The 15,268-nt window shown below is 42.1% G+C and carries 12 protein-coding genes and 1 tRNA gene; 1 reads left to right on the top strand and 12 read right to left on the bottom strand.

Features of this window, described 5'->3' with window-relative positions; translation table 11 throughout:
* Nucleotides 1–96: 96 nt before the first annotated feature.
* Complete coding sequence (locus MKL62_RS04665; protein WP_000996189.1) at nt 97–594, top strand: DUF4442 domain-containing protein; 498 nt, start codon at nt 97–99, stop codon at nt 592–594.
* 28 nt (nt 595–622) lie between these two features.
* Here the strand turns inward: MKL62_RS04665 and MKL62_RS04660 are convergent, their stop codons facing one another.
* From MKL62_RS04660 to tuf, 12 genes are all read right to left on the bottom strand, one after another.
* Complete coding sequence (locus MKL62_RS04660; protein ID WP_001034851.1) at nt 623–979, bottom strand: YMGG-like glycine zipper-containing protein; 357 nt, start codon at nt 977–979, stop codon at nt 623–625.
* Nucleotides 980–1,192: 213 nt separating this feature from the next.
* Nucleotides 1,193–1,558, bottom strand: a complete 366-nt coding sequence (locus MKL62_RS04655; protein WP_000738603.1) for a hypothetical protein — start codon at nt 1,556–1,558, stop codon at nt 1,193–1,195.
* Nucleotides 1,559–1,722: 164 nt separating this feature from the next.
* Nucleotides 1,723–5,916 carry a DNA-directed RNA polymerase subunit beta' gene (gene rpoC, locus MKL62_RS04650; RefSeq protein ID WP_030423666.1) on the bottom strand — a complete coding sequence of 1,398 codons (4,194 nt, stop codon included), beginning with the start codon at nt 5,914–5,916 and terminating at the stop codon, nt 1,723–1,725.
* Nucleotides 5,917–6,002: 86 nt separating this feature from the next.
* Entirely contained in the window at nt 6,003–10,091 is a 4,089-nt protein-coding gene (gene rpoB, locus MKL62_RS04645; protein ID WP_000331899.1) for a DNA-directed RNA polymerase subunit beta, read from the bottom strand.
* A 305-nt stretch (nt 10,092–10,396) separates the two neighbouring features.
* The gene (rplL, locus tag MKL62_RS04640; protein WP_001229360.1) at nt 10,397–10,768 is read right to left on the bottom strand and encodes a 50S ribosomal protein L7/L12; all 372 of its coding nucleotides are present in this window, start codon (nt 10,766–10,768) and stop codon (nt 10,397–10,399) included.
* 42 nt (nt 10,769–10,810) lie between these two features.
* Complete coding sequence (rplJ, locus tag MKL62_RS04635) at nt 10,811–11,317, bottom strand: 50S ribosomal protein L10 (RefSeq protein WP_001196213.1); 507 nt, start codon at nt 11,315–11,317, stop codon at nt 10,811–10,813.
* A 319-nt stretch (nt 11,318–11,636) separates the two neighbouring features.
* Nucleotides 11,637–12,332, bottom strand: coding sequence for a 50S ribosomal protein L1 (gene rplA / locus MKL62_RS04630; protein ID WP_001096694.1), 696 nt, complete (start codon nt 12,330–12,332; stop codon nt 11,637–11,639).
* A gap of 3 nt (nt 12,333–12,335) precedes the next feature.
* Nucleotides 12,336–12,764, bottom strand: coding sequence for a 50S ribosomal protein L11 (rplK, locus tag MKL62_RS04625; protein ID WP_001074682.1), 429 nt, complete (start codon nt 12,762–12,764; stop codon nt 12,336–12,338).
* Between the two features lie 108 nt (nt 12,765–12,872).
* Nucleotides 12,873–13,406, bottom strand: a complete 534-nt coding sequence (gene nusG, locus MKL62_RS04620) for a transcription termination/antitermination protein NusG (protein ID WP_000832994.1) — start codon at nt 13,404–13,406, stop codon at nt 12,873–12,875.
* A 7-nt stretch (nt 13,407–13,413) separates the two neighbouring features.
* A complete protein-coding gene (gene secE, locus MKL62_RS04615) occupies nt 13,414–13,854 on the bottom strand; it encodes a preprotein translocase subunit SecE (RefSeq protein WP_000063880.1) in 441 nt (146 codons plus the stop codon).
* Between the two features lie 75 nt (nt 13,855–13,929).
* A tRNA-Trp gene (locus MKL62_RS04610) sits at nt 13,930–14,005 on the bottom strand.
* 60 nt (nt 14,006–14,065) lie between these two features.
* Nucleotides 14,066–15,256, bottom strand: coding sequence for an elongation factor Tu (gene tuf, locus MKL62_RS04605; RefSeq protein WP_001029610.1), 1,191 nt, complete (start codon nt 15,254–15,256; stop codon nt 14,066–14,068).
* Between the last annotated feature and the right edge of the window lie 12 nt (nt 15,257–15,268).

The following is a 15,268-nucleotide window of genomic DNA, read 5'->3' as shown; positions in this document are numbered from 1 at the left end:
GATCATGTCGTTAATCGGATAAAGCATTGCCATCAATATAAAAAAGATGATACTTATCTAGTATGACCAGTGTTGCAATAAAAAAAATTGACTATTATGGCTATTTTAAAAAAACTTCAGAACATTCCTTCAATTTCCAAATTCTTATTTAACCATTACCCACCTTACCGTGGAGCTGGAATTCATATTGAAGTCATGAATTTAGAGCTCTGTCATGTTCGGGTAAAAATGCCACTTACTTGGAAAAATCAAAATCTGGTAGGCACTCACTTTGGCGGAAGCCTTTATTCAATGGTTGACCCCTTTTATATGTTGATTCTTATGCATCATCTCGGATCAAAATATATTGTTTGGGATAAAGCAGCTGAAATTAATTTTTTATCACCTGGCCGAAGTACCGTTTATGCTGACATTCGCGTTGATTTAGCAGAAATTGAACAAATTCGTGAACTTGCCGAAAACTATGCTCCTGTTCTTAGAACATATCATTTAAATATTTTCGATGAATCAGGTGTGAGAATTGCTGAAGTCCAAAAGACACTTTATATCCGACGTAAAAAAGCAAAGCCTTCTACTAATAAAATAAGCGCCTGAAGGCGCTTATTTTTCATTTCACTTATTTTTATTTCTTTTCTTCAATCGCAGCGCCAGCACCGCCGCCGATTGCGCCACCAATTGCAGCACCTGTATCACCACCTATGATAGCTTTACCAACGACCGAACCAATACCTGCACCAATCGCACTCTTGGTTGTAGTTTGTTTACTGCCGCCTTGAGTATTAGAACCCACACCTGCACCTACCGCAGCACCTAAACCTGCACCGATACCACCACCAACATGGTTACCAAGACCACCACCCAATGCACCACCCGCTGCTGCTGCACCAATACGCTGGTCAGACGGACTCATATTTTGACAGCCGGTGAACATAACTGTAGATAATATGACAGTAGATATTAAACCAATTTTTTTATTCATGACCGTACTCACTCCTTTGGGCTTTAATCAAAGCATAGTCTTCTTTTATGGGGAATTTGATCAGTTTGTGTTATTGCACTGTCGTAATTAATAGATATTTTGTAAAGCCAATTTATGCACAGTGATGAGTTAAATTTTCATCTTTTAAAAGCAGATAAAAAAAAAGCTCTTAATGAAATAAGAGCTTCTTTTTTAATATAGTTAGAGGTAGTTTTAGTACTTACCTTTTTTCTCTTCATAGGCTGCACCAGCACTACCACCGAGGGCTCCACCTGCAGCAGCACCAGCGTCACCACCAATCACTGCACCACCTAAGATTGCCCCAACACCTGCACCAATGGCACTATTACGTACTGTTTTACTGCTAGAGCCTTTAGCATTAGCGGCAACACCAGCACCAAGCGCTGCTCCTAAACCTGCACCAATATTACCGCCTATATGTTTACCTACGGCACCACCTGCACCACCACCGATAGCTGCCGAACCAATACGTTTGCTTTCTGGGCTAGCATTTTGGCAACCTACAAATAGAGTAGTTGACATTAAACCAACACCTGCAATCATCATCATTTTTTTCATTAAAGCTACTCCTACTCAGTTGCGCCTAGAATAGTATGCTTTCATGGAGGGTTTTCCCCCATTAAGTAATAAATTAAGAGTGCTTTAATAGACTTTTTGTAAAAATGGCTTATTTTTTCCACAAAAAAGGCGCCCTAAGGCGCCTTTTTAATGCAAGTTTAAGCTTAGAATTGTTCTGAGTTTAAAGCTTGGCTAAATGCTTGGTCTACTTCGCTGAAGTCATTGTGAAGAGCATGTTCTGCTGCTTCCGCTTCTTGACGACGACGCTCTAAGTGGTATGCAAGACCAGTACCCGCTGGAATCAAGCGACCCACTACAACGTTTTCTTTCAAGCCACGTAAATCATCTTCTTTACCTGTTACAGCCGCTTCAGTTAACACACGAGTTGTTTCCTGGAACGATGCAGCAGAGATGAATGAGTCAGTAGAAAGCGATGCTTTCGTAATACCCATCAATTGACGTTCAAACTTCGCAGGGAACTTGTTCTGAGCCAAGACAGCTTGGTTCTCTTGAACAACACGGATGTAATCCACTTGCTCACCTTTGATGAAGCTTGTATCACCACCATCGATGATATCAACTTTACGCAACATTTGACGTACGATAACTTCAATGTGCTTATCGTTGATTTTTACACCTTGGAGACGGTAAACGTCTTGTACTTCGTTCACGATGTAGTTAGTTAAAGCAACTTCACCTTTCAAGCGTAAGATGTCATGTGGATTTTGTGGACCATCAGAAATGGTTTCACCACGGTTCACATGTTCACCTTCAAACACGTTGATTTGACGCCATTTTGGAATCAACTCTTCGTAAATTTCAGAACCGTCATCTGGAGTAATCACTAAACGGTTCTTACCTTTGGTCTCTTTACCGAAGCTTACGATACCAGACACTTCTGCCAAGATCGCATGTTCTTTCGGCTTACGTGCTTCGAACAAGTCAGCAACACGCGGAAGACCACCGGTAATATCACGAGTACGTGAAGATTCTTGTGGTACACGACCGATAACGTCACCCACACCAATTGTTTCGCCGTCGCGAACAGTCACAATTGTGTTTTGTGGTAAGAAGTAGAACTGTTCACCGCCATCAGTTGTATCTAATACGATTGCTGGACGTAAATCTTTACCAGAAGCAGGACGTGCTGTTACAGGCAAGATTTCAACAGTTGTCATACCAGTTGCATCATCAGTTTTAGATGTTGCAGTTACACCATCAGCAATTTGGCTGAAACGTGCTTTACCAGCAACTTCTGTTACCAATGGATGTGTATGCGGATCCCATGTCGCAACGATACCACCAGCCTCAACAAGCTCACCATCTTTCAACAAGATGCTCGCACCGTAAGGAAGTTTGTAGCGTTCACGCTCACGACCTAACTCATCGGCAATACCAATTTCACCTGAACGTGAAACTGAAACCAAGTGGCCTTTCGCATGTTGTACAGTTTTTACGTTATGGAAACGTACAGTACCTTTGTTACGTACTTGAACACTGTTCGCAGCAGAAGTTCGGCTTGCAGCACCACCCACGTGGAACGTACGCATTGTTAACTGTGTACCAGGTTCACCGATTGACTGTGCAGCCATTACACCTACTGACTCACCTGGGTTTACCAAGTGACCACGAGCAAGGTCACGACCATAACATTTCGCACATACACCGAATGTTGATTCACATGCGATTACAGAACGTACTTTAACTTCATCGACACCAGCCTCTTCAAGCTGAGCCGCGATTTTCTCGTCAATTAACGTACCACGAGGTAATACAACTTCATCATCAGATGCACGACGTACATCTTCAGCAGTTACACGACCTAATACGCGGTCACGTAATGGCTCGATGACATCACCACCTTGAATGAATGGAGTCATCACTAGACCACCACTTGTACCACAATCTGGCTCAGTAATTACTAAGTCTTGTGCTACGTCTACAAGACGACGAGTCAAGTAACCAGAGTTCGCAGTTTTCAATGCAGTATCGGCCAAACCTTTACGCGCACCGTGTGTTGAAATGAAGTACTGGAGTACTGTCAAACCTTCACGGAAGTTCGCTTTAATTGGAGTCTCAATAATCGAGCCATCCGGTTTTGCCATCAAACCACGCATACCTGCAAGCTGACGAATCTGAGCCGCACTACCACGGGCACCAGAGTCAGACATCATATAGATACTGTTGAATGATTTTTGCTTCTCGTCTTCACCTTGTTTGTTTTTCACAAGTGTATAAGACAAGTTATCCATCATTGCTTTAGCAACTTGGTCGTTTGTACGCGCCCAAATATCGACAACTTTGTTATAACGTTCACCAGCAGTTACGAAACCTTGTTCGAACTGTTGTTCGATTTCACGAACTTCTGTTTCCGCTTTGTCAATAATTGTGTGTTTCGTAGGTGGAATTAACATGTCTTCCATACCTACAGATACACCTGAACGAGTCGCTTGACGGAAGCCCAAGTACATTAATTGGTCAGCGAAGATAACTGTATCTTTCAAACCAAGTTTACGGTAGCAAGAGTTGATTAACTTAGAGATGTTCTTTTTAGTCATCTCAAGGTTGATCATGTCGAAGCTTAAACCTTCTGGAACAACTTCCCAAAGTAAGCAACGACCTGGTGTTGTATCAACAATAATAGTTTGCTGTTCACGCTCATCATTTTCATTGATAACCGTTTGATGCACACGTACTTTAACACGAGCATGGATCGCAACTTGACCAGTTGCAAGTGCACGGTTTACTTCGTGAGTATCCGCAAACACCATGCCTTCACCTTTCGCGTTTACTGCATCACGAGTGATGTAGTAAAGACCCAAGACAACGTCCTGAGAAGGAACGATGATTGGCTCACCGTTTGCTGGTGACAAGATGTTGTTTGTTGACATCATCAATGCACGAGCTTCTAACTGTGCTTCAAGTGTCAATGGAACGTGTACCGCCATTTGGTCACCGTCGAAGTCGGCGTTGAACGCAGCACAGACGAGCGGGTGAAGACGGATTGCCTTACCTTCAATAAGAATAGGTTCAAATGCTTGAAGACCTAAACGGTGAAGTGTTGGCGCACGGTTCAACATTACTGGATGTTGACGAATTACAGATGCAAGAACGTCCCAAACTTCCGGAGTCTCACGCTCAACCATTTTCTTCGCAGCTTTAATGGTTGTTGCCTGACCTGAAGCTTGTAATTTCGCGAAAATGAATGGCTTGAATAATTCAAGTGCCATTTTCTTCGGAAGACCACATTGGTGAAGACGTAAAGTAGGACCTACAGTAATTACCGAACGACCAGAGTAGTCAACACGCTTACCTAACAAGTTCTGACGGAAACGACCTTGTTTACCTTTGATCATGTCTGCCAAAGATTTTAATGGACGTTTGTTAGAACCAGTAATTGCACGACCACGACGACCGTTATCAAGCAACGCATCTACAGACTCTTGTAACATACGTTTTTCATTACGTACGATGATGTCCGGCGCTGCAAGGTCAAGAAGACGCTTCAAACGGTTGTTACGGTTAATTACACGACGATATAAGTCGTTCAAGTCAGAAGTCGCGAAACGACCACCTTCAAGTGGAACTAATGGACGTAAATCTGGTGGAAGTACCGGAAGTACGTTCATTACCATCCATTCTGGCTTGTTGTTTGAGTCTTTGAATGCTTCCATCAATTTCAAGCGTTTAGACGCTTTTTTCAACTTCGTTTCAGAAGTTGTTTGAGGAATTTCTTCACGTAAACGTGAAATTTCAGCTTCAAGGTCGATGTCTTTCAACAAGTCTTGAACTGCTTCTGCACCCATTTTTGCAACAAATTCGTCGCCGTGCTCTTCTAGAGCAGTAAAGTATTCTTCATCATTAAGAAGTTGATACTTTTCAAATGGTGTCATACCAGGATCAGTAACAACGTATGATTCGAAATACAATACACGTTCGATATCACGAAGGGTCATATCAAGTAATAAACCGATACGGGATGGTAACGATTTTAAGAACCAGATATGTGCAACTGGAGAAGCAAGCTCAATGTGACCCATACGTTCACGACGAACTTTTGCTGTAGTTACTTCAACGCCACATTTTTCACAAATGACGCCTTTGTATTTCATACGCTTGTATTTACCACACAAGCATTCGTAATCTTTTACTGGACCAAAGATTTTGGCACAGAACAAACCATCACGTTCTGGTTTGAACGTACGATAGTTGATTGTCTCAGGTTTTTTAACTTCACCATGAGACCATGACTTAATCATTTCTGGTGACGCAAGACCAATACGGATACGGTCGAACTCAACTGGTGCATGACCATCTGAGTCCGTTTTCTTACGCATGATATCGAGCAAGTCTTTCAATTTTTTTCTCCGTGTGTCGGGAAGCCTCGCTTACCCGACTGGGTCACAAATATTGTTTTTACCTAAAAAATCGTGAGTCTTACGACTTAGTCACCATTTTTTAGTTCAATGTTGATACCTAAAGAACGGATCTCTTTGGTCAATACGTTGAACGATTCAGGCATACCCGGATCCATATAATGGTTACCATCTACAATATTCTTATAGATGCGAGTACGGCCTTCAACGTCATCCGACTTCACTGTAAGCATTTCTTGGAGTGTATATGCTGCACCGTATGCTTCAAGTGCCCATACTTCCATCTCACCGAAACGCTGACCACCGAATTGTGCTTTACCACCAAGCGGTTGTTGTGTAACAAGTGAGTAAGAACCAGTTGAACGCGCATGCATCTTGTCATCAACCAAGTGGTTCAATTTAAGCATGTACATGTAACCAACAGTTACTGGACGGTCAAACTGTTCACCTGTACGTCCGTCAAACAATACTGTTTGACCAGTACGTGAAATGTCAGCCAATTCAAGTAAGTCTTTAATTTGACTTTCTTCAGCACCATCAAATACAGGAGTAGCTAAAGGCACACCCGCACGCAAGTTACCTGCAAGCGCTAGAATTTCTTCATCAGTCAAGCTATCAAGATCTTCTTGCTCACCACCGACTTTGTTATAAATCTTGTCTAAGAATTCGCGCAGTTCTAAAACTGTACGTTGTTCTTTCAACATTTTTTCGATTTTGTCACCAAGCCCTTTAGCCGCCATACCCAAGTGAGTCTCTAGAATCTGACCCACGTTCATACGAGATGGTACACCCAGCGGGTTCAATACGATATCTACCGGGACACCGTTAGCATCATGTGGCATGTCTTCAACAGGTAAGATGTTAGATACAACACCTTTGTTACCGTGACGACCAGCCATCTTATCACCAGGCTGAATACGACGTTTAACAGCTAAGTAAACTTTAACAACTTTCAATACGCCAGTTGTTAATTCATCACCTGTTGCAAGCTTACGTTTCTTCTCAGCGAATTTCTCATCGATTTCTGCGCTCTTCTCTTTTAAGAACACTTGAATTTGAGTTAAACGCTCAGCGATTGCTTCATCTGCTGGTTGAATTTCAAGTAAGTCAACAAGCTCTAAACCAGATAATAAATCTTCAGAAAGTTTATCACCACGTTTAGTTGAACCACCGCCATTAGACTCTTGGCCTTTAAGCAAACGAATTACACGCTCACGAGCCGCTTCTTCGAAGATCTTGTATTCTTCTTTCAAGTCTTTACGGTAAGAATCAAGCTGTGCTTTTTCAATTGCTAAAGCACGGTCATCTTTCTCTAAGCCATCACGAGTGAAGACTTGAACGTCAATAACTGTACCTTTAGTACCAGATGGAACACGTAAAGATGAGTCTTTAACGTCAGCAGCTTTCTCACCAAAAATTGCACGAAGCAGTTTTTCTTCAGGAGTTAACTGAGTTTCACCTTTAGGCGTTACTTTACCAACTAAGATGTCGCCAGCAGTAACTTCAGCACCGATATAAACGATACCTGATTCATCAAGTTTAGAAAGCGCAGCTTCACCTACGTTAGGAATATCGGCAGTAATTTCTTCTGCACCTAACTTAGTATCACGTGCTACACATGACAATTCTTGAATGTGAATAGATGTTAAACGGTCTTCTTGAAGTACACGCTCAGATAACAAGATCGAGTCTTCGTAGTTGTAACCATTCCATGTCATGAATGCTACACGCATGTTTTGACCAAGCGCAAGTTCACCCATGTCTGTTGACGGACCGTCTGCCAAGATGTCACCACGAGCAACTTTGTCGCCCAAGTTCACGATAACATTTTGGTTAATACAAGTATTTTGGTTTGAACGTGTATATTTGATGAGGTTATAGATATCTACACCTGCCTCACCTGCAACCATTTCATCTTCGTTTACACGAATAACGATACGAGAAGCATCTACATATTCAATTACACCGCCACGGTTTGCGATTACACACACACCAGAGTCACGTGCAACGTTCGCTTCCATACCTGTACCTACAAGCGGTTTATCCGCACGTAAAGTAGGAACTGCCTGACGTTGCATGTTTGAACCCATGAGCGCACGGTTTGCGTCATCGTGTTCAAGGAATGGAATAAGTGATGCAGCAACAGATACTACCTGCTGTGCAGAAACGTCCATATGCGTTACTTTTTCAGGCGGCATACGTACGAATTCACCTTGATGACGAACAGAAACGAATTCTTCTGTTAAGTTGCCATCTTTATCTACTGCAGAGTCGGCCTGTGCAATAACAGTACCTACTTCTTCAATTGCAGATAAATATTCAACATCATCAGTTACACGACCATCTACAACTTTGCGGTATGGTGTTTCCAAGAAACCGAAGTCATTCGCTTTTGCATATACAGAAAGCGAGTTGATCAAACCAATGTTTGGACCTTCAGGAGTTTCAATTGGACAAACACGACCATAGTGAGTTTGGTGTACGTCACGTACTTCGAAGCCTGCACGTTCACGTGTTAAACCACCAGGACCAAGCGCAGATACACGACGTTTATGTGTAATCTCAGATAATGGGTTGTTTTGGTCCATAAACTGAGATAACTGGCTTGAACCAAAGAATTCTTTGATTGCAGCAGCAACTGGTTTTGCATTAATCAAATCTTGTGGAGACAAGTTATCTGTTTCTGCTTGGCTTAAACGCTCTTTAACAGCACGCTCAACACGAACTAAACCTACACGGAATTGGTTCTCTGTCATTTCACCAACAGAACGTACACGACGGTTACCTAAGTGGTCGATATCGTCGACTTCACCTTTACCGTTACGGATTTCAACCAATGTACGTAATACATCGATAATATCTTCGTGCGATAAAATACCTTCAACTTCGCGTGACTTCTGATCAGTACCAACTTCGTAAGGACGACCTAAACGACGGTTGAACTTCATACGACCTACTGGAGATAAGTCATAGCGTTCAGAAGAGAAGAACAAGTTATTGAATAAGTTTTCAGCAGCTTCTTTTGTTGGTGGCTCGCCCGGACGCATTACTTTGTAGATTTCTACTAATGCTTCTTCACGGTCACGCGTCAAGTCTGCACGTAATGTATCAGCTACGAATGAACCACGGTCAATATCGTTAGTGAACAAGATATTAAATTGCTTAACACCGCCTTCTGCCAACTTCACCATTACTTCATGGCTTAACAGAGTATTTGCAGCAATTACTTCACCATCACGTAAAGTAATATCTTCAGCAGTGATACGCTCATATAAGTATTCATCAGGAACTGAAAGCTTAGTTAAACCTGCAGCTTCCATTTGACGTACGTGACGAGCATTAATACGTTTACCTTGCTCAACAATGACTTTACCTTCATTGTCAGTAATATCAAATTGAGCCATTTCACCACGTAAACGCTCAGGTACGAGGTCAATTTGATAGCTACCCATGTCAAGATACACTGGTACTTTTTCATAGAACAAATTCAAGATCTGTTCATTGTTATAACCTAGTGCACGTAACACAACTGTAGCAAGTAATTTACGACGACGGTCGATACGTACGTAAACTAAGTCTTTTGCATCAAATTCGAAGTCTAACCATGAACCACGGTAAGGAATGATACGTGCTGAATACAACACTTTACCACTTGAGTGGGTCTTACCTTTATCATGGTCAAAGAATACGCCTGGCGAACGGTGTAATTGAGATACGATTACACGCTCAGTACCGTTGATAACAAAGGTACCATTTTCAGTCATGAGTGGAATTTCACCCATATAGACTTCTTGTTCGCGTACGTCTTTAATTGATTTAGTTTCGCGATCTTTAATAATCAAACGAATTTTAACGCGCATTGGTGCCGCATAAGTCGAGCCACGAAGAATACATTCGCGTACATCGAACTCAGGTTTACCAAGGCTATACTCAACAAATTCTAAAGCAGCATTGCCAGAATAACTTTCGATAGGAAAAACTGAACGAAATGCGGCTTGGAGACCGATATCTTCGCGGTTTTTTGGTGATTTGCCATCTTGCAAGAATGTTCTGTACGAATCGACCTGAATCGATAATAAGTACGGTGCATCCATTACTTGGGGCAATTTACCAAAATTCTTACGGATCCGTTTCTTTTCGGTATATGAGTATGCCATCTGGAGTCCTCGGAAAGTAAACCAAGCCCGCCTGCAGAACGGGCTCAGAAGGAATTACGCAGGCCGATATGGCCACCACTGTTTACAAATGCTGCAATTTTTAGTGGTATAAAAACGCTTAACAATATTTTTAAAAATGAAAAATATTGGTAAGCATTTGAATTTATTTATTTTATTTAGGCTTTCTCTAAAAACCAAACAAAACTAACAAAAATCGAGCCGATTATTGTAACGCAAAAAGGCTGATGACCCAAGAGCCATCAGCCATTTTATGGAGCCGATTTAAAAACCGACTCCTTTTACAATTACTTAAGTGTAACTGTAGCACCAGCTTCTTCAAGTTTCTTCTTAAGTTCTTCGCCTTCTTCTTTAGAAACGCCTTCTTTAAGAACTTGAGGAGCGCCTTCAACTAAGTCTTTAGCTTCTTTAAGACCAAGACCAGTTGCTTCACGAACAGCTTTAATTACAGCTACTTTGTTAGCACCGAAAGAAGTCAACTCAACGTTGAATTCAGATTGTTCTTCAGCAGCAGCAGCAGCGCCACCAGCTGGAGCAGCAACAGCTACAGCAGCTGCAGATACGTTGAATTTCTCTTCGAAAGCAGAAATTAATTCAACAAGTTCAAGAACAGTTTTTTCAGCAACTGCATTTAAGATTTCTTCGTTAGTTAAAGCCATGAGAATAACTCCAAATGGATATTGAATGGTGTGTAAAATTGATTAAGCAGCTTCTGACTCGTTTTTCTCTTTGAGTGCTGTAATGAGGCGACCCAATTTCGAAATAGGAGCTTGAAGGACAGAGGCAAGCATAGTAAGCGCTTTCTCTTGGTTCGGAAGATTAGCAATAACGCTAACATCAGCACCTTGATAAACTTTGCCGTCAAATGCAGCAGCTTTTAATTCAAATGCTTTGTTAGTTTTAGCAAATTCTTCGAACAAGCGTGCAGCTGCACCCATGTCATCTTCAGAAGTTGAAAAACCTAGAATTGTTGGACCAACAAGGTTGTCGTTCAAGATATCAAACTGAGTACCTTGAAATGCGCGTTTAGCCAAAGTGTTACGTACAATACGTGTAGTTACACCTAGCTTACGAGCTTCAACACGAAGTGTTGTTAATTGCTCTACGCTTAAACCTTGATAGTCAGCAACAACGGCTGCAAACGCTTTAGAAGCAACTTCACTTACTTCTGCAACGATCTGTTTTTTGTCTTCAATAAGAAGAGCCATTGTAAAACCTCCTAAGGTGATTTATGTACCCAATGGGCACACTCCCAGTTCGTAAGTCTTTCGACTTACACGCGGAGGAGGAACAAATCACACCACCGCGTCTACGCAGGCTGGTTTATTAAGAAAATCGCTATTCGAAAATAACGTCTTTTCGCCTGAGGTCTTTGACGCTGATAAATTCTCATTTATCAATTCAAAGTCCGCCTGATAAGTAATAGATAAAGCTTTACTCTACCGAAGCAAAAGCAGAAATAACTTTTCTGTTTTATACTTAATCCTCATCAGGACTTTAAAATTCTTTACTTAACCAAGTTAAAACTTAGTTAGAAACGTTGTTTACATCAACAGTAAGACCAGGACCCATAGTTGAGCTCAAAGTGATCTTCTTGATGTATACACCTTTAGAAGTTGCAGGTTTTAACTTTTTCAAGTCAGCAACTAAAGTTTCAACGTTTTGACGGATTGCAGCAGCATCAAAGCCAACTTGACCAATCGCAGCGTGAATAATACCCGCTTTGTCTACACGGTAACGTGCCTGACCAGATTTAGCGTTTTTAACAGCGCCAGCAACGTCAGGAGTTACAGTACCAACTTTAGGGTTTGGCATTAAACCACGTGGACCAAGAATTGTACCGAGCTTACCAACAACACGCATAGCGTCAGGAGCAGCGATTACAACATCAAAGTCAAGGTTTCCACCTTGGATGCTTTCAGCAAGGTCATCAAAACCTACAACATCAGCACCAGCTTCTTTCGCAGCTTCTGCTTGCGCGCCTTGAGCAAATACAGCTACACGTACAGTTTTACCAGTACCTGCAGGTAATGTAGTCGCACCACGAACAACCTGATCAGATTTACGTGGATCTACGCCAAGGTTTACAGAGATGTCTAAAGATTCTTTGAACTTTGCAGCAGGCAAGCTGTTAAGAACCTGTACTGCTTCTTCCAAAGTGTAAACTTTGTTCGCTTCAACAGCAGCAGCAATGGCTTTTTGACGTTTAGTTAACTTTGCCATGTCTTATAGCTCCACTTCCAAGCCCATAGAACGTGCAGAACCAGCGATGGTACGAACACGCGCGTCTAAGTCAGCACCAGTTAAGTCTGGTTCTTTAGTAGTCGCGATTTCTTCTAATTGAGCACGAGTCAACTTACCAACTTTAGTTTTGTTAGGTACAGATGAACCCTTTTGGATACCAGCAGCTTTCTTAAGAAGAATAGAAGCTGGAGGAGTTTTCATGATGAATGTGAACGACTTGTCGTTGTACACAGTAATCACTACAGGGATTGGAAGACCTGGTTCAACTTTTTGTGTAGCAGCATTGAATTCTTTACAGAATGCCATGATGTTTACACCACGTTGACCTAGTGCAGGACCAATCGGTGGAGATGGATTTGCTTTACCAGCTGGAACTTGCAGCTTGATATAGCCGTCAATCTTCTTAGCCATTTTAAATACCTCTGGGTACAAACGCCGTTAGGCTCCCCAATTTCTACGTAACAATACTGTTACAACAACAATGCCCGATAAAATCGGGCGCTTTTCAACCAATTAAGATTAAATCGTTTTTTCGACTTGGCGAAATTCGAGTTCAACCTGAGTTGGTCGATTAAACACGTTAATCGTCAACGTTAAACGTGACTTATCGTATTGAACCTCTTCCACCACACCTTTAAAGTCTGTGAATGGACCGTCAATAACAAGTAATTCTTCACCTGGCTCAAACATCGTCTTAGGACGTGGGGCTTCACCAGTATTACGTACACGCGCAAGAATCGCATCTGCTTCACGTTGAGTGATTGGCGCAGGTTTTTCAGGTGTACCACCAATAAAACCTAATACTTTTGGACACTCTTTAACAATGTGCCAAGTATCGTCATTCATTTCCATTTCAACTAACACATAGCCAGGAAAGAATTTACGCTCAGATTTACGCTTCTTACCATCCTTCATTTCTACCACTTCTTCGGTAGGAACAAGGACATCACCAAAGCTATCGGCAACAGCGCTACGCTGGATTCGTTCTTTAAGTGAACGCATCACTTGTTTTTCATAACCAGAATAGGCATGAATAATGTACCAACGTTTCATAGCTCTTTTACCCGATAATCAACTTAATTAACCAACCCAAACCATAGTCAAAACACCATAAAACTAATGATGCAACAACTACAACCAATAGAACCTGCCACGATGTTGTGACTGTTTCTTGTTTTGTTGGCCAAGTTACTCGACGCAATTCGACTCGTGCATCTTTCAGCAAACGAACGAAGCCTTTACCTTGATGGGTGGCGTATAATAAACCTAAAGCCACAACGATACAAGCAAAAATTACCCCAACGCGCACCCAAACATCATTTGCAGGGGCCCAATACGCTGGTAAATGCTGATTCACCATGGTAGCCGAGAGCAATAATGCAATTGCTATCACCCATAGAACGATATCTAAAGGCGAACCAGAACGAACAACTTCAGCAGAATTATTTCTTTGAGGAATTGGCGCGTCGCTCAATGCGTCACGCGATTTATCATTCGACATTTTTGTACTCGTCGTAGAACTCGCGACTTATTATATGAACAACTAAGCCAGCATCAAGCTTTTTATTTCAAAATATGGCAGGTCAGGAGGGACTCGAACCCCCAACATTCGGTTTTGGAGACCGACGCTCTACCAATTGAACTACTGACCTATAAAGCAAGTTGAGAGCCAAAGCTCTCAACTTGAGACGTAATTCGTCACTATATTATGCTTATGCAGTTACTTTAGCAACAACACCAGCACCTACAGTACGACCACCTTCACGGATCGCAAAACGTAGACCTGGGTCCATTGCGATTGGGTGGATTAATTCTACTGACATTTCAACGTTGTCACCTGGCATTACCATTTCAACGCCTTCTTTCAACTGGATCGCACCAGTTACGTCAGTTGTACGGAAGTAGAACTGTGGACGGTAACCATTTAAGAATGGAGTGTGACGACCACCTTCTTCTTTAGAAAGTACGTATACTTCTGCGTCGAATTTAGTGTGCGGCTTGATTGTACCTGGTTTAGCAAGTACTTGACCACGTTGTACTTCTTCACGCTTAGTACCACGAAGTAAGATACCACAGTTCTCACCTGCACGGCCTTCGTCAAGAAGTTTACGGAACATTTCTACGCCAGTTACAGTTGTTTTAACTGTATCTTTAATACCAACGATCTCTACTTCTTCACCAACTTTGATGATACCAGCTTCAACACGGCCTGTTACTACTGTACCACGACCAGAAATTGAGAATACGTCTTCGATTGGCATCAAGAATGCTTTGTCGATTGCACGCTCTGGCTCTGGGATGTAAGAGTCAAGTGCTGCTACAAGAGCAAGAACTGATTCTTCACCGTAAGGACCAGCTTCACCGTTAAGCGCTGCAAGAGCTGAACCACGGATTACTGGAGTGTCATCACCTGGGAAGTCATAAGTAGAAAGAAGTTCACGTACTTCCATTTCTACTAATTCAAGTAATTCTTCGTCATCAACAAGGTCGCATTTGTTTAAGAATACGATGATGTAAGGTACACCTACCTGACGAGAAAGAAGGATGTGCTCACGAGTTTGTGGCATTGGACCGTCAGTTGCAGCACATACAAGGATCGCGCCGTCCATCTGAGCAGCACCAGTGATCATGTTTTTAACGTAGTCGGCGTGGCCTGGGCAGTCAACGTGTGCGTAGTGACGAGTTGGAGAATCGTATTCTACGTGTGATGTATTAATTGTAATACCACGTGCTTTTTCTTCAGGTGCTGAGTCGATTTGTGAGTAATCTTTCGCTTCACCGCCGTAAGTTTTTGCACAAATTGTTGCAATCGCAGCAGTTAAAGTTGTTTTACCATGGTCAACGTGACCGATTGTACCCACGTTTACGTGTGGTTTATTACGTTCAAACTTGGCTTTAGCCATGATGATCTTCCT

This window comes from Acinetobacter sp. AOR01_HL (assembly GCF_027855455.1).
GTDB lineage: Bacteria > Pseudomonadota > Gammaproteobacteria > Pseudomonadales > Moraxellaceae > Acinetobacter > Acinetobacter baumannii.
This window is presented reverse-complemented; position numbering and strand designations above follow the sequence as displayed.

What these genes read in the sequence shown, in the direction of transcription:
- MKL62_RS04665 (WP_000996189.1), top strand. Translation starts at nt 97, where the DNA reads ATGGCTATTTTAAAAAAACTTCAGAACATTCCTTCAATTTCCAAATTC.
- MKL62_RS04660 (WP_001034851.1), bottom strand. Translation starts at nt 979, where the DNA reads ATGAATAAAAAAATTGGTTTAATATCTACTGTCATATTATCTACAGTT.
- MKL62_RS04655 (WP_000738603.1), bottom strand. Translation starts at nt 1,558, where the DNA reads ATGAAAAAAATGATGATGATTGCAGGTGTTGGTTTAATGTCAACTACT.
- rpoB (WP_000331899.1), bottom strand. Translation starts at nt 10,091, where the DNA reads ATGGCATACTCATATACCGAAAAGAAACGGATCCGTAAGAATTTTGGT.
- rplL (WP_001229360.1), bottom strand. Translation starts at nt 10,768, where the DNA reads ATGGCTTTAACTAACGAAGAAATCTTAAATGCAGTTGCTGAAAAAACT.
- rplJ (WP_001196213.1), bottom strand. Translation starts at nt 11,317, where the DNA reads ATGGCTCTTCTTATTGAAGACAAAAAACAGATCGTTGCAGAAGTAAGT.
- rplA (WP_001096694.1), bottom strand. Translation starts at nt 12,332, where the DNA reads ATGGCAAAGTTAACTAAACGTCAAAAAGCCATTGCTGCTGCTGTTGAA.
- rplK (WP_001074682.1), bottom strand. Translation starts at nt 12,764, where the DNA reads ATGGCTAAGAAGATTGACGGCTATATCAAGCTGCAAGTTCCAGCTGGT.
- nusG (WP_000832994.1), bottom strand. Translation starts at nt 13,406, where the DNA reads ATGAAACGTTGGTACATTATTCATGCCTATTCTGGTTATGAAAAACAA.
- secE (WP_000063880.1), bottom strand. Translation starts at nt 13,854, where the DNA reads ATGTCGAATGATAAATCGCGTGACGCATTGAGCGACGCGCCAATTCCT.
- tuf (WP_001029610.1), bottom strand. Translation starts at nt 15,256, where the DNA reads ATGGCTAAAGCCAAGTTTGAACGTAATAAACCACACGTAAACGTGGGT.